The sequence below is a fragment of the Salmonella sp. 32082101201600294FB01SM01 genome (assembly GCF_017572865.1).
GTDB classification, from domain to species: domain Bacteria; phylum Pseudomonadota; class Gammaproteobacteria; order Enterobacterales; family Enterobacteriaceae; genus Salmonella; species Salmonella enterica.
On sequence record NZ_JAGESB010000003.1, the window covers coordinates 196,238 to 216,140 of the forward strand.

17 protein-coding genes are annotated in these 19,903 nt (G+C 53.0%); 7 read left to right on the plus strand and 10 right to left on the minus strand.

Annotation, left to right across the window (positions count from 1 at the left end; genetic code table 11):
* The first annotated feature begins 650 nt into the window (after positions 1-650).
* Positions 651-941, plus strand: coding sequence for a DUF1471 family virulence protein SrfN (srfN, locus tag J4645_RS14180; protein ID WP_000745960.1), 291 nt, complete (start codon positions 651-653; stop codon positions 939-941).
* A 223-nt stretch (positions 942-1,164) separates the two neighbouring features.
* Here srfN and J4645_RS14185 read toward each other — a convergent pair whose 3' ends face one another.
* The 7 genes from J4645_RS14185 to J4645_RS14215 form a co-directional block, all read right to left on the minus strand.
* Positions 1,165-1,581: a hypothetical protein gene (locus J4645_RS14185; RefSeq protein WP_161971892.1), complete on the minus strand. Its 417-nt coding sequence runs from the start codon at positions 1,579-1,581 to the stop codon at positions 1,165-1,167.
* A gap of 299 nt (positions 1,582-1,880) precedes the next feature.
* Positions 1,881-2,111 carry a YgdI/YgdR family lipoprotein gene (locus J4645_RS14190; RefSeq protein WP_001172089.1) on the minus strand — a complete coding sequence of 77 codons (231 nt, stop codon included), beginning with the start codon at positions 2,109-2,111 and terminating at the stop codon, positions 1,881-1,883.
* Positions 2,112-2,199: 88 nt separating this feature from the next.
* Positions 2,200-3,540, minus strand: a complete 1,341-nt coding sequence (locus tag J4645_RS14195) for an MFS transporter (protein WP_001187057.1) — start codon at positions 3,538-3,540, stop codon at positions 2,200-2,202.
* Positions 3,541-3,686: 146 nt separating this feature from the next.
* Complete coding sequence (gene fixX / locus J4645_RS14200; protein ID WP_000203736.1) at positions 3,687-3,974, minus strand: ferredoxin-like protein FixX; 288 nt, start codon at positions 3,972-3,974, stop codon at positions 3,687-3,689.
* Entirely contained in the window at positions 3,971-5,257 is a 1,287-nt protein-coding gene (locus tag J4645_RS14205; RefSeq protein WP_001287763.1) for an FAD-dependent oxidoreductase, read from the minus strand. The genes fixX and J4645_RS14205 overlap by 4 nt, the downstream gene beginning before the upstream one ends.
* Before the next feature lie 49 nt (positions 5,258-5,306).
* Positions 5,307-6,248 (minus strand): electron transfer flavoprotein subunit alpha/FixB family protein, encoded by a 942-nt coding sequence (locus tag J4645_RS14210; RefSeq protein WP_001032188.1) that lies wholly within the window; start codon positions 6,246-6,248, stop codon positions 5,307-5,309.
* 15 nt (positions 6,249-6,263) lie between these two features.
* Entirely contained in the window at positions 6,264-7,034 is a 771-nt protein-coding gene (locus tag J4645_RS14215) for an electron transfer flavoprotein FixA (RefSeq protein WP_023214734.1), read from the minus strand.
* A gap of 480 nt (positions 7,035-7,514) precedes the next feature.
* Between J4645_RS14215 and caiT the strand changes: the two genes are divergently transcribed.
* The 6 genes from caiT (at position 7,515) to caiE (ending at position 14,699) form a co-directional block, all read left to right on the plus strand.
* Entirely contained in the window at positions 7,515-9,032 is a 1,518-nt protein-coding gene (gene caiT / locus J4645_RS14220) for an L-carnitine/gamma-butyrobetaine antiporter (protein ID WP_000787073.1), read from the plus strand.
* Between the two features lie 34 nt (positions 9,033-9,066).
* On the plus strand, positions 9,067-10,209 hold the full coding sequence (gene caiA / locus J4645_RS14225) for a crotonobetainyl-CoA dehydrogenase (protein ID WP_000347134.1): 1,143 nt from the start codon (positions 9,067-9,069) through the stop codon (positions 10,207-10,209).
* A gap of 111 nt (positions 10,210-10,320) precedes the next feature.
* The gene (gene caiB, locus J4645_RS14230; RefSeq protein ID WP_001016212.1) at positions 10,321-11,538 is read left to right on the plus strand and encodes an L-carnitine CoA-transferase; all 1,218 of its coding nucleotides are present in this window, start codon (positions 10,321-10,323) and stop codon (positions 11,536-11,538) included.
* Positions 11,539-11,600: 62 nt separating this feature from the next.
* The gene (caiC, locus tag J4645_RS14235; protein ID WP_023214733.1) at positions 11,601-13,154 is read left to right on the plus strand and encodes a crotonobetaine/carnitine-CoA ligase; all 1,554 of its coding nucleotides are present in this window, start codon (positions 11,601-11,603) and stop codon (positions 13,152-13,154) included.
* 53 nt (positions 13,155-13,207) lie between these two features.
* Positions 13,208-13,993: a crotonobetainyl-CoA hydratase gene (gene caiD, locus J4645_RS14240; RefSeq protein ID WP_000004378.1), complete on the plus strand. Its 786-nt coding sequence runs from the start codon at positions 13,208-13,210 to the stop codon at positions 13,991-13,993.
* A gap of 109 nt (positions 13,994-14,102) precedes the next feature.
* Positions 14,103-14,699, plus strand: coding sequence for a carnitine operon protein CaiE (gene caiE / locus J4645_RS14245; protein WP_000122863.1), 597 nt, complete (start codon positions 14,103-14,105; stop codon positions 14,697-14,699).
* A gap of 76 nt (positions 14,700-14,775) precedes the next feature.
* Here the strand turns inward: caiE and caiF are convergent, their stop codons facing one another.
* From caiF to carA, 3 genes are all read right to left on the minus strand, one after another.
* Positions 14,776-15,171 (minus strand): carnitine metabolism transcriptional regulator CaiF, encoded by a 396-nt coding sequence (gene caiF / locus J4645_RS14250; protein WP_000333324.1) that lies wholly within the window; start codon positions 15,169-15,171, stop codon positions 14,776-14,778.
* Positions 15,172-15,444: 273 nt separating this feature from the next.
* Positions 15,445-18,672 carry a carbamoyl-phosphate synthase large subunit gene (gene carB / locus J4645_RS14255; protein WP_001126310.1) on the minus strand — a complete coding sequence of 1,076 codons (3,228 nt, stop codon included), beginning with the start codon at positions 18,670-18,672 and terminating at the stop codon, positions 15,445-15,447.
* An 18-nt stretch (positions 18,673-18,690) separates the two neighbouring features.
* Positions 18,691-19,839: a glutamine-hydrolyzing carbamoyl-phosphate synthase small subunit gene (gene carA, locus J4645_RS14260; RefSeq protein ID WP_023214732.1), complete on the minus strand. Its 1,149-nt coding sequence runs from the start codon at positions 19,837-19,839 to the stop codon at positions 18,691-18,693.
* Positions 19,840-19,903 lie beyond the last annotated feature (64 nt).

Consider the following 19,903-nt stretch of genomic DNA (forward strand, 5'->3'; position numbering starts at 1 on the left):
TCTATAGCGCTGTGTTCGTGCCTTTTCCCTTCAGCTACGGTGATTACCCTATGCCGCTACAAGAAAATCTCCCCAAAAGAAACACTATCAGTAACAGGCCGCGTAACCATAGACATACAACCGGTAATATCACTCTGGGAAATTAAAACATAACTCAATTCTGTTATGTTGCTTATGAATAAAACTAGCGTATTGCCGCGTCATTCAATAAAAATTACGCCATTAAAAGAAATAATATAAAAACTATTATTTACAGGGGGTTAAGTTTCTTTTTAGCTGGCAGCGCATTATTTTACATTGACAACAACATAAAGAGGTGACTATAACAAGATATAAGACGGTCACACCAAATAAGGCTATTTTCAGATAATCAACCGAGGTTATTACCCAAAATAATTCGAGTTGCTTAAAGGCGGCAAGGGAGTGAGTCCCCAGGAGCATAGATAATTATGTGACTGAGGTGAGCGACAAATCTGCCGGGAGCAGATTTGAACGTCGCGTGCGACGGCCCGTCAGGGCGAGTCCCATAGGTGGGCCGAGTAATCCGTAGCCAACCCATAAGCAACCTGAAGTATGAAGGGTATAAATAATTTCGTTACGGATTACTGATATTGCGCAAACCTTATCATCAATGCAACAGGAACAGAACCATGAAAAAACGCATTATTGCCGCCGCATTACTGGCGACGGTTGCTTCATTCAGCACGCTTGCGGCAGAGCAGGTCTCTAAGCAAGAAATCAGCCACTTCAAACTGGTTAAGGTCGGCACCATAAATGTGTCCCAGAGTGGCGGACAGATTTCCTCACCCTCTGATCTACGCGAAAAACTGTCAGAATTAGCCGATGCGAAAGGCGGAAAATATTATCATATTATCGCTGCACGTGAGCATGGTCCGAATTTTGAAGCCGTTGCCGAAGTTTATAACGATGCGGCGAAATAAAGCTCTGATTGCGCCATAACGAGGGCACAGGCATGAAATAATAAGAGAGCGCCAGCAAGGTGCCATGTTCCGTCACAATCCACTCAGGGCCGTCTGGAAACAGATGCTGGCCCTCTTTTTTATCAACAGTTCATCCGGGGCAGGCAAGTCGGTAGAATGTATGCGCGCAGGCAGTAAGCCCTTCGTGAATAAGACGGTTTTGCGGGCTGTTTTAAGATGATGTTTAGTGCGCTTTTACCTGCCTGAACCAATAATTTTCCATTTTCGTTATCCATTTCCCCTTTTTATTTTTCGGTATTACGCCAGCCCAAAGTAATTGCAGCTGTCGGTTATAGGTTCCAATAGCGTGTCCACCATACGCCCCTTCAAATGCTATCACCATGGGTCCCTGCCCTTTTACCCCCTCTTGTCCTTCATGGCAATAAAGCGCGTTGCGGTGAGTCACGTCAAGTTCATACTGCACGTTCAGTTTCACACATTTTTCCCCGCAGCCTTCTACTGGCGGCAATATTGTCATGGTATAAGTCGGGTTATCTGCCGTGGTTTTCCATGTTCCGATCAGGTCTTTGCAGGCGTTTATCTCCGTAGCCCCGGAGGCGGCAGAAAATAGCGCGAGCAAATAAAAAGGTATTAGTTTCAGTTTCATTACAGACTCCTGTTCCTTATACCTCATCATTTATACCTCATCATAAGGATAAATGCCCTGCGATATGTTTTTTTCCGGGAAATGTTGAGCCGCTGTTCAGAGAAATGTTGATGAGTGTAACCTCATGTAAGCGGACAGCGCGGTGGGGAAAGCGGGAACACGGGCGAATGGTCTAACGTATTTCGACGTTTTCCGGCGTCCCTGCCTGTTCAGGCATCCGTTTATTCGCATGGGAATAAATGGATGCGCATAAAGAGAGAATATTATTGAGCGGCTAATCAGAAAAAATTGAATTAATTATCCAGCTCGCTCATATTTTTCAGCTGATCGCGGTTAATCTGTTCGGTTTTCCCGGTGGCGGCGTTTTTGTAAGACACCATACCGGTATCGTTATCGACCTCGGGTTTCCCGTCGGTGACAATAGTTTTGCCATCCGTGGTTTCAACCGCCTGGTTAGAAGAGCATCCTGCGACGGTGAATAGTGTTGCTGCGGTAAACAGTGCGGTCATAAGACGTTTTTGCATGGTGTTCTCCCTGCTTTTCAGTTGTTTTAGCATGTGACTGTTAACTGTAGCGTTATTGGCGAAAAGTAGGGAGAAATGCAGAACACTCTTAACGAGGGTTATCCGATGGCGTTCCGCGCAAAGTCATGTTTCCGGTCTGTGTTAGCGTCAAGCCGCGAGTTTCCGGGGCAAACATCACCGATACGCCAAGCCCGACTAACGAAATCAACGCGCCAATCAGCATGACGTTATTAATGCCGTAACGAGTAATAAAAATCGGTAATGCCCAGGTGGAGACAATGGTTCCGATGCGGCTTAATGACATGATGACCCCCACGGCCGAAGCGCGAATATCCGTCGGGAAGAGTTCATTAGGATAAAGCCATTGCAGTATGCCCGGCCCGCCGGAAAAGAAGGCGTATACCGCAAACGCCACCACGACCAGTATGATGCCCAGATTTGACACCAGCCCCAGCAGCGCCAGCGCGATAGTCATCATGGCGAAGCTGCCAATAAGCAGAGGGCGACGGCCAATACTGTTTAGCCAGAACATCGCCGGTATACAGCCCAGCATAAAAAAGAGGCTAATCACCACATTGCCGAGCGCCGCGTTGCGCCCCTGCTCCCAGCCGAGTAACCCGACGATCTGCGGCCCAAAGGTATAGATAGCGAACATCGGGATTACCTGACAGGTCCAGATAGCCGCAACGAACAGTACAAACGGGAAATGACGGCGATTAAACAGTTGCAGGAAGCGGGTCTCCTGCGGCGGCTCATCGTCAAAGCAGACCGGTTCGCCGAACAGTTTGATCATCATTTGTTCGCACTCTTTTACCCGTCCTTTTCGCAATAGCCAGCGTGGTGATTCCGGCAGGTCAAATCGGCCAATCAAAATGATTAAGCACGGGATAAAGGCGCTGCCAAGCATCCAGCGCCAGCCGCCTTCCATGTCATACAGCCAGTAACCCACCAGGTTGGCGCAGGTCGCGCCGACGTACCACATCGCGGCGATAAAACCGATGGAGAACGCGCGCTGGCGGGTGTTGGAAAACTCCGTAATCATGGAAGTGGCGATAGGGTAATCCGCGCCGATAACAATGCCAATTAAAACGCGCATCACCAGCAATTCAAGCGGCGTGGAAACAAACATGGTCGCCACGGAGATAACGCCGATAGCGATAATATCAAGCAGGAACATTTTACGCCGCCCGACTTTATCGCAAATATAGCCAAACAACGAGGTGCCGATAAACAGTCCGGCAAGCGTAGCCGCGCCGAGCGCGCCAATCCATTCAGCATCAAGGTGCAATAGCGGCGTCAGTTGTTCCAGCGCCACGCCAATGATCACCAGCACGTAGCCATCAAGGAACGGGCCGCCGCTTCCCCACAGCATAATTCTGCGATGAATGGAGGAGAATTTAAGGTCATCAAAGTTCCTGGGCTGCTGCATGGTGATGTCCTGTTTCAACACGGGCAAAGCGCATCTGTAGGCCGGATAAGGCGTTTCCGCCGCCATCCGGCATTGGCGCCACATGATTGCCGGATGGCGACGCTACCGCATCTTATCCGGCCTACGGGGGCACAACTTCGTACTTATTAGCCGTAGCGGAACTCCACGCCAAACGTCCCGCGCGGGTATTCCCATTTTTCCAGCGCCGTATCAAGGCCGAGGATCCGGCACGTTCCGCACTCCAGGCACCCGGCGTAATCAAAACGAACGCTGCCGTCGTCCTGCTTTTTATACAATCCCGCCGGACAGGCCTTAATCAGCACCTCCAGCGCCTGTTTATCAGGATCGGTTTTGAGAATGATGTGCGGGCTATCTTCATCCACATTGAACTTATTGACGCCCAGTTTGACGTCCACATTAACGGGAGATGTCATAATACGGTCACTCCTTTCAGGCCATCTTTCATCAGATTGATGAAGCCCACTTTCTTCGCATGGCGCAGGATTTTTTTACGCATCGGCACCGGAGCGGAGCCATCCACGGTGAACAGGTCGCGCGCGATATTGACCGCCATTTCGGGATAGGCGGTAAACATGCGGGGATTATCAAGAAAAGCCGGTAGTTTCTGATACATGCGCATATCGCGCATCGGACCTTCGTCCAGATGCTGACGGTATTCCCCCAACGACTGCTTGCTAAAATCGTCGCGCTTCATCGCCGAAAGCACCGTCTTCGCCGCCGCTTCGCCTGCGGATATGGCGAGATCCATACCACGGATGGTAAAGCCGAGGTTCATACACATGCCGGCAGCATCCCCGGCAATCAGTACGCCATCGCCCACCAGTTCAGGCTGCATATTCATTCCCGCCTCGGGTACAACGTGCGCGGCATATTCCACCAGCTTGCCACCGGCGATCAGCGGCGCAACTGCCGGATGCTGTTTGAAATCTTCCAGCATTTGCGGGACCGATTTTTTCGCGTCTTTCAAATGATGAAGACCGCAGACCAGCCCCAGGGAAAGGGTTGTTTCATTCGTATACAGGAAGCCACCGCCCATCAGACCATCGGTTGGCGCTCCGGCAAACAGACAGGCGGCACCTTCGTTGCCCTGTAGCTGGAAACGATCTTCAATGACCGACTTCGGCAATTCGATCAGTTCCTTCACGCCGACGGCAACATGTGATGCCTCAACGCGTTTGGCCATGCCCAGCTTTTCAGCCAGCAGAGAATTCACCCCGTCAGCGAGGATTACGACTTTGGCTTCCAGAATATCGCCATCGGCTTCCACGCCCACGACGTTGCCATCACGCTGAACGACGTTATCGACGCGAATACCGGTGATCAGTTGCGCCCCCGCCTCTTCGGCCTGCTCCATCAGCCAGGCGTCAAATTTACTGCGCAAAACGGAATAAGAAACTTGCGACGATGCGGCGTCCTCGCCGTTGCAATAATCCATCGTCATCGCCCCTTTGTCGGTCATAAAGGCGAGTTTTTCGTGGGTGATCATGCGTTCAATGGGGGCCTGATCCGCAAAGCCGGGAATGATGCGTTCCAGGCTATGTGCATACAAACGCCCACCGGTGACATTCTTCGCGCCAGCAGAATTGCCGCGCTCGATAACCAGCACCTGTGCACCTTCGCGAGCAAGCACCAGCGCCGCAACCGAACCGGCCAGACCTGCACCCACGATGATGGCATCAAAGATATCTTCGGACATACGTACTCCTGTCAGCGGCAGGATACCTTCGCATCCTGCCCGAAATGGTTTATCGCGCTAAGGCAGCCGTCAGCGCAGGCAGGATCTTCAGCGCATCGCCAACGATGCCAAAATCCGCATACTGGAAGATTGGCGCGTTTTTATCTTTGTTGATGGCGAAAATCGTCTGCGCGCCGTTGGCGCCGACCATGTGTTGGATCTGCCCGGAGATCCCCACCGCCAGATACAGTTCAGGCTTGAGCATCAGGTTGGAGATACCGACGTAGCGCTCGTGCTCCATCCACTTCTCGTTTTCCGCCACCGGGCGAGAACAGGCCAGCTCGGCGCCAATCGTCTGGCACAGCGCTTCGGCCAGCGAGATATTCTCTTTGCTGCCGATGCCGCGTCCCACGCTGACCACCAGACGCGCTTTGTCGAGGTCAACGCTGTTGCTCTGACGCGCCTGGGTTGCGGTGCGGGTCACGGCAGTGGCCGGAGCCTGCCACTGCACGGTGTGCATCTCGCCGCTGCGGGAAGCATCCGGTTGTTGTGCGTCAAACGTTCCGCTGCTGAGTGTGATCACGGCAAACGGCGAAGCGATGGTCTCTGCCCCTATCGCCAGACCGCCGTAGACCATATGTTTAACCGCCGCTTTTCCATCCTGCAGGGCGACGTCGCTGGCGTCGTTGGAAACCGCAGCCGACAAGCGATAGCCCAGCTTTGCCGCCAACAGCTTGCCCCGACGCGTATTCGGCAGCAGCACCGCGCCGCCCTCGCTATGCTGACGAATAGTCTCAGCCATCGCAGCAGCGTAGTCTTCGATCATGCGGTCTTCTGGTTTGCCGCTGAGCAGCCAGACATGATCCGCGCCTAAGTGACATGCTGTCGCGCTATCCGCTTCGTTCAGTACGAACGCGTTAACTTTTTCACCTACAGCCTGCGCGCCACTCATCAGTTCGGGCAGACGAGAAGGGGTATCGCTGAATACCCAGACACTGGAAAATTTGTTCATAACATCCCCTGATAATTAAATGATTTTGCGCAGATTCTCGACAAACGCGGCGATTTGTTCTTCACCGTCACCTTCAATCACCACACGCTGACGCTCGCGCTGCTTCGGTGCGGCAACCTGTTGTGCGGAATACGCGGGTACGCTGTTCAGCCCGATATCCGCAGGCGACCAGACCTGAACCGTTTTTTTCGCCGCGCCAAGAATGGCTTTCATCGAAGGGATTTGTGGGGTGTTAATGTCGGTGGAAACCGCGATCACCGCCGGGAGCGGGATGCTCAGCGTTTCAACTTCATCTTCCAGTTCGCGTTCTACCGTCAATGTGCTGTCGGTAAGAGAGAGGATCTTACTCACGCCGTTAATCGCCGGAATGTTCAACGCTTCGCCCACCAGCAAACCAACCTGCTGAGCATAAAGATCGGAAGAACCGTCGCCGCAGATAAGCAGATCGAAACCTGATTTTTGCGCGGCAGCGGCCAGCGCGGTAGCGGTGTGTTGCGGCAGCGCCTGCTCAAATTGATCGTCAATGACCACAATCAGTTCATCAGGGCCACGAGAGAGGACATCTTTGCGCCCTTTTGCATTAGTCAGCGCTTTGCCGCCAACGCTCATGGCGACAACCTGAGCGTCTCCCAACTGCTGTTTTAACTGGCAAGCAGCTTCAATTGCATTCAGATCATATTGGCTGATTTTGCTATCCGCTTTGCTGAAATCGAGTGTTCCGTCAGCATTATTAATCGCAATATCCTGCTCATCAGGTACGCATTTGTAGCAAGTAATTATCTTCATTGCATCTCCAGAAATCATGAAGGAAACGTATTTATATCGGCGGTGTTAAATACAGATATCACGCTCTTTAATTCGGAAATAAAACCTTAATCACCAATATTGAAAATGTCACACATTGATATTCGTAACTTTCAATAGTGTTACGCACCTCACCAATATTGAAAGAAATATGCCAAATATGAAAATTTTCAATATTGTTTGCTGGCTCAACAATATTGAACGTCAGATACTTAAAAAAGTTAAAAAACCACAACCAACAAATTGATAAATAAAGCAAAAATCAAAATTTAGACACAAAATAATCAACGCAAAAAAGTGTGACGAAGATAACAGAATCACCCGAAGTGAATACCCATCATGAGTTACTCATTGAGGCGTCCCAGAGGTTAAAAACTTATCAACAAATCATTAATAATAAATAAACAAACGTTCATGGACTGGCACGCTAAATAAATTTCGTTTTCACACTGGAATTCACTTATGAAAAATGAAAAGAAAAAATCGGGAATTGAACCGAAGGTTTTTTTTCCGCCATTAATAATTGTCGGGATACTTTGCTGGCTAACAGTCAGAGATCTTGATGCCGCTAACGTCGTTATTAATGCGGTATTCAGTTATGTCACCAACGTCTGGGGTTGGGCATTTGAATGGTATATGGTCGTCATGCTCTTCGGCTGGTTCTGGCTGGTTTTTGGCCCCTATGCCAAAAAGAGATTAGGTGACGAAAAACCGGAGTTTAGCACCGCCAGCTGGATTTTCATGATGTTCGCCTCCTGTACATCCGCTGCGGTTCTGTTCTGGGGCTCTATTGAGATCTACTACTATATCTCCACCCCGCCGTTCGGCCTGGAACCCAATTCCACCGGCGCGAAAGAGATAGGTCTGGCGTACAGCCTGTTCCACTGGGGGCCGCTACCGTGGGCAACCTATAGCTTCCTTTCCGTGGCCTTCGCCTACTTCTTCTTTGTACGCAAGATGGATGTCATCCGTCCCAGCTCCACGCTGGTACCGCTCGTCGGTGAAAAGCATGCGAAAGGGTTGTTCGGTACCATCGTCGATAACTTCTACCTGGTGGCGCTGATCTTCGCGATGGGCACCAGTCTCGGTCTGGCTACCCCGCTGGTCACCGAGTGTATGCAATGGCTGTTCGGTATTCCGCATACGCTGCAATTGGATGCCATCATCATTACCTGCTGGATCATTCTGAACGCGATTTGCGTGGCCTGCGGCCTGCAAAAAGGGGTCAGAATCGCCAGCGATGTGCGTAGCTACCTGAGCTTCCTGATGCTCGGCTGGGTGTTTATCGTCAGCGGCGCCAGCTTCATCATGAACTACTTCACCGACTCCGTCGGGATGCTGTTAATGCACCTGCCACGGATGCTGTTCTATACCGACGCCATCGGTAAAGGCGGCTTCCCACAGGGCTGGACTGTTTTCTACTGGGCGTGGTGGGTTATTTACGCCATCCAGATGAGTATCTTCCTGGCCCGTATTTCCCGTGGTCGTACCGTACGTGAACTGTGCTTCGGGATGGTGATGGGTCTGACCGCGTCTACCTGGATCCTGTGGACAGTGCTGGGCAGCAACACGCTGCTGCTGATGGATAAAAACATCCTCAACATTCCGCAGTTGATTGAACAACACGGCGTGGCGCGCGCCATTATCGAAACCTGGGCCGCCTTGCCGCTCAGCACCGCCACCATGTGGGGCTTCTTCATCCTCTGCTTTATTGCCACCGTCACGCTGATTAACGCCTGCTCTTACACCCTGGCGATGTCGACCTGTCGTGAAGTTCGCGATGGTGAAGAGCCGCCTCTGTTAGTGCGTATCGGCTGGTCGGTGCTGGTCGGCATCATCGGTATCGTTCTGCTGGCGCTGGGTGGGTTGAAGCCGATTCAGACCGCGATTATCGCCGGAGGATGCCCGCTGTTCTTCGTCAACATTATGGTGACGCTGTCCTTTATTAAAGACGCCAAAGTGCACTGGAAAGACAAGTAATTCTTATTAACCCAATTGATCAAGAGGCTGAAAGATGGATTTCAACTTAAATGACGAACAGGAGCTGTTTGTCGCCGGTATTCGCGAACTGATGGCCAGTGAGAACTGGGAAGCTTATTTTGCCGAGTGCGATCGTGACAGCGTCTACCCTGAGCGTTTTGTAAAAGCACTGGCGGATATGGGTATTGATAGCCTGCTGATCCCGGAAGAACACGGCGGTCTGGAAGCGGGTTTTGTTACCGTCGCTGCCGTCTGGATGGAGCTGGGACGTCTTGGCGCGCCAACTTACGTGTTGTACCAATTGCCGGGAGGTTTTAACACTTTCCTGCGTGAAGGAACTCAGGAGCAAATTGATAAAATCATGGCCTTCCGGGGCACCGGTAAGCAGATGTGGAACTCTGCTATCACCGAACCGGGAGCGGGATCGGATGTTGGTAGTCTGAAAACCACTTATACACGCAAAAATGGTAAGGTTTATCTCAATGGCAGTAAGTGCTTTATCACCAGTAGCGCCTATACCCCGTACATCGTGGTCATGGCGAGAGACGGTGCATCGCCGGATAAACCGGTTTACACCGAGTGGTTTGTGGACATGAGCAAAGCAGGTATCAAGGTCAACAAACTGGAGAAACTCGGTCTGCGCATGGACAGCTGCTGTGAAATCACCTTTGACGACGTTGAACTGGACGAGAAAGACATGTTCGGTCGGGAAGGTAACGGCTTCAACCGCGTGAAAGAAGAGTTTGACCATGAGCGCTTCCTCGTCGCGCTGACCAACTACGGTACCGCAATGTGCGCTTTTGAAGACGCTGCGCGTTACGCGAATCAGCGCGTGCAGTTTGGTGAAGCTATTGGCCGTTTCCAGCTGATTCAGGAGAAGTTTGCGCATATGGCGATCAAACTGAACTCCATGAAAAATATGCTGCTGGAAGCCGCGTGGAAAGCAGATAACGGGACTATTACCTCCGGCGACGCGGCAATGTGCAAATACTTCTGCGCCAACGCCGCGTTTGAAGTGGTAGACACCGCCATGCAGGTACTGGGAGGTGTTGGTATCGCGGGCAACCACCGCATCACGCGTTTCTGGCGTGACCTGCGCGTTGACCGTGTTTCTGGTGGTTCTGATGAAATGCAGATCCTGACGTTGGGTCGTGCGGTACTTAAGCAATACCGCTAATCGATCCCTTGTAGGCCTGATAAGACGCGGGGCGTCGCCATCAGGCAATCATGCCGGATGGCGCTGTGCTTATCCGGCCTACATACCGCAAAAAATGCCAGGAGAAAAATGATGAATCATTTACCAATGCCAACCTTTGGCCCGCTTGCTGGGGTACGCGTTGTTTTTTCAGGAATCGAAATCGCCGGTCCATTCGCCGGACAGATGTTCGCCGAATGGGGCGCCGAGGTTATCTGGATTGAAAACGTCGCATGGGCCGATACCATCCGCGTACAGCCTAACTACCCGCAGCTCTCACGCCGCAACCTGCACGCCCTGTCGCTGAATATTTTCAAAGATGAAGGTCGGGAAGCGTTTCTGAAACTGATGGAAACCACCGATATTTTCATTGAAGCCAGTAAAGGCCCGGCCTTTGCCCGCCGCGGTATTACTGATGAAGTGCTGTGGGAACATAACCCGAAACTGGTCATTGCCCACCTTTCCGGCTTCGGCCAGTATGGTACCGAGGAGTACACCAATCTTCCGGCGTATAACACCATCGCGCAGGCATTCAGTGGTTATCTGATCCAAAACGGCGACGTTGATCAGCCGATGCCAGCCTTCCCGTATACCGCCGATTACTTCTCCGGGATGACCGCGACGACAGCCGCGCTGGCAGCCCTGCACAAAGTACGCGAAACGGGTAAAGGTGAAAGCATCGATATCGCCATGTACGAAGTGATGCTGCGCATGGGTCAGTATTTCATGATGGACTACTTCAACGGCGGCGAAATCTGTCCACGTATGACGAAAGGGAAAGACCCCTACTACGCCGGTTGCGGCCTGTATAAATGCGCCGATGGTTACATCGTCATGGAGTTGGTCGGCATCACGCAAATCAACGAGTGCTTTAAAGATATTGGCCTGGCCCACATTCTCGGTACGCCGGAAGTTCCGGAAGGCACGCAGCTCATCCATCGCGTGGAATGCCCTTACGGCCCGCTCGTCGAAGAGAAACTGGACGCCTGGCTGGCAACACACACCATCGCCGACGTTCAGGCGCGTTTTGCTGAGCTGAATATCGCCTGTGCGAAGGTGCTCACCATTCCGGAACTGGAAGGTAATCCGCAGTACGTTGCCCGCGAATCGATTACTCAGTGGCAAACAATGGACGGTCGCACCTGTAAAGGGCCGAACATCATGCCGAAATTTAAAAACAACCCGGGGAAAATCTGGCGTGGCATGCCATCACACGGCATGGATACCGCCGCCATTCTGAAAAACATTGGTTATAGCGAAGCAGATATTAAGGAACTGGTCGGCAAAGGCCTGGCCAAAGTTGAGGATTAAACGCGATGCGCTAATCGGTTTTCCGGTTAGCGCTCACGCCTGATTTCAGTGGATAAAGCAATATGGATATCGTTGGCGGACAAAACTTACGTCAGATGTGGGACGACCTGGCCGGGGTGTACGGAGATAAAACGGCGTTAATTTTCGAATCCTGTGAGGGAATCGTTCGGCAGTTTAGCTATGCCTCGCTCAATGAAGAGATTAACCGCACGGCGAACCTTTTTTACTCCTTAGGGATCCGCAAGGGTGATAGGGTCGCGCTGCATCTGGATAACTGTCCGGAATTCATCTTTTGCTGGTTTGGACTGGCAAAAATCGGCGCCATTATGGTGCCGATTAATGCCCGCTTACTGGGCGAAGAAAGCGCCTGGATCCTGCAAAACAGCCAGGTGAGTCTGCTGGTTACCAGCGTCCAGTTTTATCCTATGTACCGTGAAATACGCCAGGACAATAGCACTCCGCTTAATCATATCTGTCTGATTGGCGAGCAGCTTCCGGCTGACGATGGCGTGAGTCACTTTACCCAACTACAAGCACGCCAGTCGGCCACGCTGTGCTATACGCCCGCGTTATCCACTGACGATACGGCGGAAATTCTGTTTACCTCCGGTACCACCTCGCGTCCAAAAGGGGTGGTGATTACCCACTATAACCTGCGTTTTGCAGGCTACTACTCTGCCTGGCAAATCGCCCTGCGCGATGATGACGTGTACATGACGGTGATGCCCGCTTTTCATATCGACTGCCAGTGTACCGCCGCAATGCCAGCCTTTTCCGCCGGCAGCACCTTTGTGCTCCTGGAGAAGTACAGCGCCAGGGCCTTCTGGGATCAGGTACGTAAATATCAGGCGACGGTGACCGAGTGCATTCCGATGATGATCCGCACGCTGATGGTCCAGCCCGCCGCACCAACGGACAGGCAGCATCATCTGCGCGAAGTGATGTTCTATCTCAATCTATCCGCGCAGGAAAAAGACGCCTTTACCGAACGCTTTGGCGTCAGGCTGCTGACCTCTTATGGTATGACTGAAACCATTGTCGGAATTATTGGCGACCGTCCCGGAGACAAACGGCGCTGGCCTTCCATTGGTCGCGTGGGTTTTAGCTATGAAGCTGAAATTCGCGACGATCAAAATCGCCCGCTGCCCGCCGGAGAAATTGGCGAAATCTGTATTAAAGGCATCCCCGGCAAGACTATCTTCAAAGAGTATTACATGCAGCCGGAGGCAACCGCCAGGGCGCTGGAACCAGAGGGCTGGTTACATACCGGTGATTCGGGTTACCAGGATGAGGATGGCTATTTCTATTTTGTCGACAGACGCTGCAACATGATTAAACGTGGCGGAGAAAATGTCTCCTGCGTCGAGCTGGAAAATATTATTTCTGCACATCCGAAAATTCAGGACATTGTGGTGGTCGGTATTAAAGATGCGATCCGTGATGAAGCCATTAAAGCGTTTATCGTCCTTAATGAAGGTGAAACATTAAGCGAGGCCGAGTTTTTCAGCTTCTGCGAAAACAATATGGCGAAATTCAAGGTTCCCTCTTTTATGGAGATCAGAACCGACCTGCCGCGCAACTGTTCAGGAAAAATAATCAAAAAAAATCTGAAATAAACCTTCCGGCAGGAATCCCTCCCGCCGGAAAACTATTTATCTGGAGATGAACTATGAGTGAGTCATTACATCTGACCCGTAACGGCCCGATCCTGGAAATTACCCTCGACCGACCTAAAGCGAATGCCATTGACGCCAAAACCAGCTTTGCAATGGGTGAAGCTTTTCTTAATTTCCGTGACGATCCGGAATTACGCGTAGCAATCATTACCGGCGGCGGGGAGAAATTCTTTTCTGCTGGCTGGGACTTAAAAGCGGCAGCGGAAGGTGAAGCGCCGGATGCCGATTTTGGTCCCGGCGGCTTTGCCGGTTTAACCGAAATATTTGACCTCGATAAGCCGGTTATCGCCGCGGTGAACGGCTACGCGTTTGGCGGCGGTTTTGAGCTGGCGCTGGCGGCGGACTTTATTGTCTGCGCCGAAAACGCCAGCTTCGCGCTGCCGGAAGCAAAGCTCGGCATCGTGCCTGACAGCGGCGGCGTATTGCGTCTGCCTAAGCTGCTGCCACCGGCTATCGTCAACGAAATGGTGATGACCGGCAGACGAATGAGCGCCGAAGAAGCGCTGCGTTGGGGGATCGTGAACCGCGTTGTCAGCCAGAGCGAACTGATGGAGAGCGCGCGCGAACTGGCGCAACAACTGGTCAATAGCGCCCCGCTGGCTATCGCGGCGCTGAAAGAGATTTATCGCGCGACCAGCGAAATGCCGGTAGAAGAAGGCTACCGCTACATCCGCAGCGGCGTGCTGAAACATTATCCGTCGGTACTGCATTCAGAAGATGCGCTCGAAGGACCGCAGGCATTTGCCGAAAAACGCGATCCGGTGTGGAAGGGTCGTTAATGTGACTATGCCGGATGGCGCTTCGCTTATCCGGCCTACAGCACATGCGCAACCGTAGGCCGGATAAGGTGTTTACGCCGCCATCCGGCAAAAAAACCGAGGTACAACCATGAGCTATTACGCCTTTGAAGGACTGATCCCGGTGGTGCATCCGGACGCGTTTGTCCATCCCAGCGCCGTGCTGATTGGCGATGTCATCGTGGGCGCCGGTGTTTATATTGGCCCACTCGCGTCATTGCGTGGGGATTATGGTCGCCTGATCCTGGAGGCAGGATCTAATCTGCAGGATGGCTGCATTATGCATGGCTACTGCGATACCGATACCATCGTGCATGAAAACGGCCATATCGGCCACGGCGCTATTCTACATGGCTGCGTGGTGGGACGGGACGCCCTGGTCGGCATGAATAGCGTCATTATGGACGGCGCAGTGATTGGCGAAGAGAGCATTGTCGCCGCCATGAGTTTTGTCAAAGCCGGATTTCAGGGTGAGGCAAGGCAACTGCTGGTGGGTTCACCGGCGCGCGTACTACGCCAGGTTACGGATCAGGAGCTGCACTGGAAACGCCTCAACACTAAAGAATATCAGGATCTTGCGATCCGTTGTCGAACGGGGTTATCTGAAACGAAGCCGTTAACGCAGGTCGAAGAAAACCGGCCGCGCCTGAAAGGCACGACGGACGTGAAGCCAAAATCAGCACAGTAATTGATGCCGGATGCGCTCACGCTTATCCGGCCTACGCGTCAATTACCGTTTACCCCGCCAGCAGGTAAACAGACAATTATCGACGCATACTCTTGGAGAGCATCATCTGCCATTTCTGCTCACGGTTTAGCTCTGTGGGGGGAACGGCAGACAGTCGCGGCGCTTTCGCCACGCTCACTTTTCTTTCCTGCAAATTATGATTCAATCGGCGATAGAGTTGAGAGTCGATACTCACGACTTTCACCAGACGCTGGCACTGGCAGCCTCGTCCTGCAATCTGGTTAGGGATCATCTTCACTTCACAAACAATTTCCCCCACTTCTGACAGAATATAGGAGAGCGTATTAATTGCTTTGCAGTGTTCAATATCAAATTGACGGGAAATCTCCCTGGCCGTGATCCATCGGTTCTCAGCCATCATCCAGTCAGCAATTAACAAATAAAGCGGTCTTTCAACATATTTTTCACACATAAGCACACCATTTCACAAATTAAAAATCTGGCTACGGCCTGTCCAAACTAATAAAAACTAAGCCATATTAAAATTGTGGATATGCAAGATAGTATGCGACTTAAATATTGATTAGTGTGAGCAATATCGTGCTTATTACATAGAAAATGTGGTTACGGAAACGGACTTCTCCAGGAATGACCTTACGCAAGATAAAAAAAGGGTTTCTTTACAGAAACCCTTTCAGAATTATATTACAGGTCCGGTTAGAGCAATATCCACCGGCCCCTTTATTTACGACTTTTTGATCTGCGCGTGCATTTCCTGCACCGAGGTTACCTTCTCGGTGGCATCGGCATTGAGCGCCATCGTCGTGGCAAAACCGCCGTTCAGCGTGGTGTCATAATGCACTTTATACTGCAGCGCGCTACGACGAATCACCCTGGAGTCTTCAATCGCGCGGCGGCCTGCGGTGGTATTGATGATATAGGTATATTCGCCATTCTTGATGCGGTCCTGAATGTGCGGACGACCTTCATGCACCTTATTCACCAGACGCGGGTTGATACCGGCTTCGCCCAGCACAATCGCCGTACCGTGAGTGGCATCCAGCTCAAAGCCCTGTTTCAGCAGCTTGGCCGCGAGATCCACCACGCGCTCTTTGTCGCCTTCGCGAACGGAGAGCAGCGCACGGCCCTGTTTCTTCATCGTGGAGTTACTGCCCAACTGTGCCTTAGCGAACGCTTCCGCGAAGGTACGGCCCACGCCCATCACTTCCCCGGTGGAGCGCATTTCTGGCCCTAACAGAGGGTCAACGCCGGGGAATTTGTTGAACGGCAGCACCACTTCTTTCACCGAGTAGTACGGCGGGATAATTTCTTGGGTCACGCCCTGCTCGGTCAGCGATTTGCCGGCCATCACGCGCGCCGCCACTTTCGCCAGCGGCACGCCGGTGGCTTTGGAGACGAACGGTACGGTACGCGCCGCGCGCGGGTTGACTTCAATCAGATAGACTTCGTTGTCTTTCACCGCAAACTGCACGTTCATCAGGCCGCGCACCTGCAACTCGAAAGCCAGCTTCTGCACCTGCTGGCGCATCACGTCCTGAATTTCCTGGCTCAGCGTGTAGGCTGGCAGGGAACAGGCGGAGTCGCCGGAGTGTACGCCAGCCTGCTCAATGTGCTCCATAATGCCGCCAATCAGCACCATTTCGCCGTCGCAGATAGCGTCCACGTCCACTTCAACCGCGTCATCAAGGAAGCGGTCCAGCAGTACCGGCGCATCGTTAGAGACGCTGACCGCTGTCTGGAAGTAGCGACGCAGGTCGGCTTCGTCGTAGACAATTTCCATCGCCCGACCGCCCAGCACGTAAGACGGACGTACCACCAGCGGGTAGCCAATTTCTTTCGCCTTCTCAACCGCTTGTTCAATGGCGGTGACGGTGGCGTTGGCCGGTTGCTTCAGCTTCAGACGGTCAACCGCATGCTGGAAGCGTTCACGGTCTTCCGCGCGGTCGATGGCGTCCGGGCTGGTGCCGATAACCGGCACGCCTGCCGCTTCCAGCGCGCGCGCCAGCTTCAGCGGCGTCTGGCCGCCGTACTGCACGATAACGCCTTTCGGCTTCTCGATACGCACGATTTCCAGCACGTCTTCCAGCGTCACCGGCTCGAAGTACAGGCGGTCGGAAGTGTCGTAGTCGGTAGAGACAGTTTCCGGGTTACAGTTGACCATAATGGTCTCGTAACCGTCTTCGCGCAGCGCCAGCGAGGCGTGTACGCAGCAGTAGTCGAATTCGATGCCCTGGCCGATACGGTTCGGGCCGCCGCCGAGGACCATGATTTTATCGCGATCAACGGACGGGTTCGCTTCGCACTCATCTTCATAAGTGGAGTACATATAGGCGGTATCGGTGGCGAATTCCGCCGCGCAGGTATCCACACGCTTGTAGACCGGGTGCAGGTCATACTGGTCGCGTAGCTTGCGGATTTCCGCCTCGCGCACGCCCGCCAGTTTCGCCAGACGCGCATCGGCAAACCCTTTACGCTTCAGCTGACGCAGGAAGTCGGCGTTGAGGCCGGTAATCCCGACTTCAGCCACTTTCTCTTCCAGACGCACCAGCTCTTCAATCTGCACCAGGAACCAGCGGTCAATGTTGGTCAGGTTGAACACGCCATCCACAGACAAGCCTGCGCGGAAAGCATCGGCGATGTACCAGATACGATCTGCGCCCGCATCTTTCAGCTCGCGGCGGATTTTGGTCAGAGCTTCCGGGTCGTCAAGGCTGACTTTCGGGTCGAAGCCGGTAGCGCCCACTTCCAGGCCGCGCAGCGCTTTTTGCAGGGATTCCTGCTGCGTGCGGCCAATCGCCATCACTTCCCCGACCGATTTCATCTGGGTGGTCAGACGGTCGTTGGCACCGGCGAATTTCTCGAAGTTAAAGCGCGGAATTTTGGTGACAACGTAGTCGATAGACGGCTCGAAGGAGGCCGGTGTACGGCCACCGGTGATGTCGTTCATCAGCTCGTCGAGGGTATAACCCACCGCCAGTTTGGCGGCCACTTTGGCAATCGGGAAGCCGGTGGCTTTCGACGCCAGCGCCGAGGAGCGGGAGACGCGCGGGTTCATTTCGATAACGATCAGACGACCGTTTTTCGGGTTCACTGCGAACTGGACGTTAGAACCGCCGGTTTCGACGCCGATTTCACGCAGTACCGCCATCGAGGCGTTACGCATGATTTGGTATTCTTTGTCGGTCAGCGTCTGTGCCGGGGCCACGGTGATCGAGTCCCCAGTATGGATACCCATTGCGTCGAAGTTTTCGATAGAGCAGACGATGATGCAGTTGTCGTTTTTATCACGCACCACTTCCATCTCGTACTCTTTCCAGCCGATCAGCGATTCATCAATCAGCAGCTCGTTGGTTGGCGAGAGGTCCAGACCGCGTTCGCAGATTTCTTCGAACTCTTCACGGTTGTAAGCGATACCGCCACCGGTGCCGCCCATGGTAAAGGACGGACGGATGATGCACGGGAAGCCCACATCAGCGGCAACCGCCAGCGCTTCTTCCATAGTGTGCGCGATACCGGAACGCGCGGTGTCGAGACCAATTTTCTTCATCGCGATATCGAAGCGACGACGGTCTTCGGCTTTATCAATGGCGTCGGCGGTGGCGCCAATCATGGTGACGCCGAACTCTTCGAGCACGCCCTGCCGCTCCAGCTCCAGCGCGCAGTTCAGCGCCGTCTGGCCGCCCATGGTCGGCAGCACCGCATCCGGACGCTCTTTTTCGATGATTTTGCGTACCACTTCCCAGTGAATCGGCTCGATGTAGGTGGCATCGGCCATTTCCGGGTCGGTCATGATGGTGGCCGGGTTGGAGTTCACCAGAATGACGCGGTAACCCTCTTCGCGCAGCGCTTTACACGCCTGAGCGCCGGAGTAGTCAAACTCACACGCCTGACCGATAACAATCGGGCCCGCGCCCAGAATCAGGATGCTTTTTATATCTGTACGTTTTGGCATGGCTCTTATTACTCCTGATTATTTCGCGGACTGACGGTATTGCTCAATAAGCTCGATAAAGTGGTCGAACAGCGGTGCAGCATCGTGCGGGCCGGGGCTGGCTTCCGGGTGGCCCTGGAAGCTGAACGCCGGTTTATCGGTACGGTGAATGCCCTGCAGGGTGCCGTCGAACAGCGACTTGTGGGTCACGCGCAGGTTGGCTGGCAGCGAGTCTTCATCCACCGCAAAGCCGTGGTTCTGCGCGGTGATCATCACCACGTTTCTGTCCATATCTTTTACCGGATGGTTGCCGCCGTGATGGCCGAACTTCATCTTAACGGTCTTCGCACCGCTCGCCAGCGCCAGCAGTTGATGGCCGAGGCAGATGCCAAATACCGGAATGTCGGTTTCGAGGAATTTCTGGATAGCAGTAATCGCGTAGTCGCACGGGGCCGGATCGCCAGGGCCGTTTGACAGGAAGATGCCGTCCGGATTCATTTTCAGCACCTCTTCAGCAGAGGTCTGCGCTGGTACCACCGTCAGGCGGCAGCCGCGATCCGCCAGCATGCGCAGGATGTTGCGCTTGGCGCCAAAATCGTAGGCCACCACGTGGAACGGCAGGTCATCCTCAGATTTCGCTTCCGGTAAACCGTCTTTCAGCGTCCAGCTACCCTGCGTCCAGCGGTAAGTTTCCGCCGTGGTCACTTCTTTCGCCAGATCCATACCGTTCAGTCCAGGAAATGCTTTCGCTTTTTCCAGCGCCAGCTTCGCATCCGGGCTATCGCCTGCAATGATGCAGCCGTTCAGTGCACCTTTCTCACGCAGCAGACGCGTCAGCTTGCGGGTATCGATATCAGCAATCGCCACAATGTTATGCCGTTTGAGGTAAGAAGAGAGGTCTTCGGTGTTACGGAAGTTGCTGGCAATCAGCGGCAGGTCGCGAATTACCAGACCTTGTGCATGTACCTGAGAAGATTCTTCATCGGCTTCATTGGTGCCGACATTACCAATATGGGGATAAGTAAGAGTGACGATTTGGCGGGAATAGGAAGGATCAGTGAGGATTTCTTGATAACCGGTCATTGAAGTATTGAAAACGACTTCCCCAACCGCCGAACCCGTTGCCCCAATGGCCCGACCGTGAAACTGGGTTCCGTCTTCCAGAACCAATAGCGCTGACTTAATCAAAACACCCTCCAGAGAATATTCACTCACTTTATTTGCATATTAATTCATTCAGTCAGTATGAAGC

What these genes read in the sequence shown, in the direction of transcription:
- srfN (WP_000745960.1), top strand. Translation starts at nt 651, where the DNA reads ATGAAAAAACGCATTATTGCCGCCGCATTACTGGCGACGGTTGCTTCA.
- J4645_RS14190 (WP_001172089.1), bottom strand. Translation starts at nt 2,111, where the DNA reads ATGCAAAAACGTCTTATGACCGCACTGTTTACCGCAGCAACACTATTC.
- J4645_RS14195 (WP_001187057.1), bottom strand. Translation starts at nt 3,540, where the DNA reads ATGCAGCAGCCCAGGAACTTTGATGACCTTAAATTCTCCTCCATTCAT.
- fixX (WP_000203736.1), bottom strand. Translation starts at nt 3,974, where the DNA reads ATGACATCTCCCGTTAATGTGGACGTCAAACTGGGCGTCAATAAGTTC.
- J4645_RS14205 (WP_001287763.1), bottom strand. Translation starts at nt 5,257, where the DNA reads ATGTCCGAAGATATCTTTGATGCCATCATCGTGGGTGCAGGTCTGGCC.
- J4645_RS14210 (WP_001032188.1), bottom strand. Translation starts at nt 6,248, where the DNA reads ATGAACAAATTTTCCAGTGTCTGGGTATTCAGCGATACCCCTTCTCGT.
- J4645_RS14215 (WP_023214734.1), bottom strand. Translation starts at nt 7,034, where the DNA reads ATGAAGATAATTACTTGCTACAAATGCGTACCTGATGAGCAGGATATT.
- caiT (WP_000787073.1), top strand. Translation starts at nt 7,515, where the DNA reads ATGAAAAATGAAAAGAAAAAATCGGGAATTGAACCGAAGGTTTTTTTT.
- caiA (WP_000347134.1), top strand. Translation starts at nt 9,067, where the DNA reads ATGGATTTCAACTTAAATGACGAACAGGAGCTGTTTGTCGCCGGTATT.
- caiB (WP_001016212.1), top strand. Translation starts at nt 10,321, where the DNA reads ATGAATCATTTACCAATGCCAACCTTTGGCCCGCTTGCTGGGGTACGC.
- caiC (WP_023214733.1), top strand. Translation starts at nt 11,601, where the DNA reads ATGGATATCGTTGGCGGACAAAACTTACGTCAGATGTGGGACGACCTG.
- caiD (WP_000004378.1), top strand. Translation starts at nt 13,208, where the DNA reads ATGAGTGAGTCATTACATCTGACCCGTAACGGCCCGATCCTGGAAATT.
- caiE (WP_000122863.1), top strand. Translation starts at nt 14,103, where the DNA reads ATGAGCTATTACGCCTTTGAAGGACTGATCCCGGTGGTGCATCCGGAC.
- caiF (WP_000333324.1), bottom strand. Translation starts at nt 15,171, where the DNA reads ATGTGTGAAAAATATGTTGAAAGACCGCTTTATTTGTTAATTGCTGAC.
- carB (WP_001126310.1), bottom strand. Translation starts at nt 18,672, where the DNA reads ATGCCAAAACGTACAGATATAAAAAGCATCCTGATTCTGGGCGCGGGC.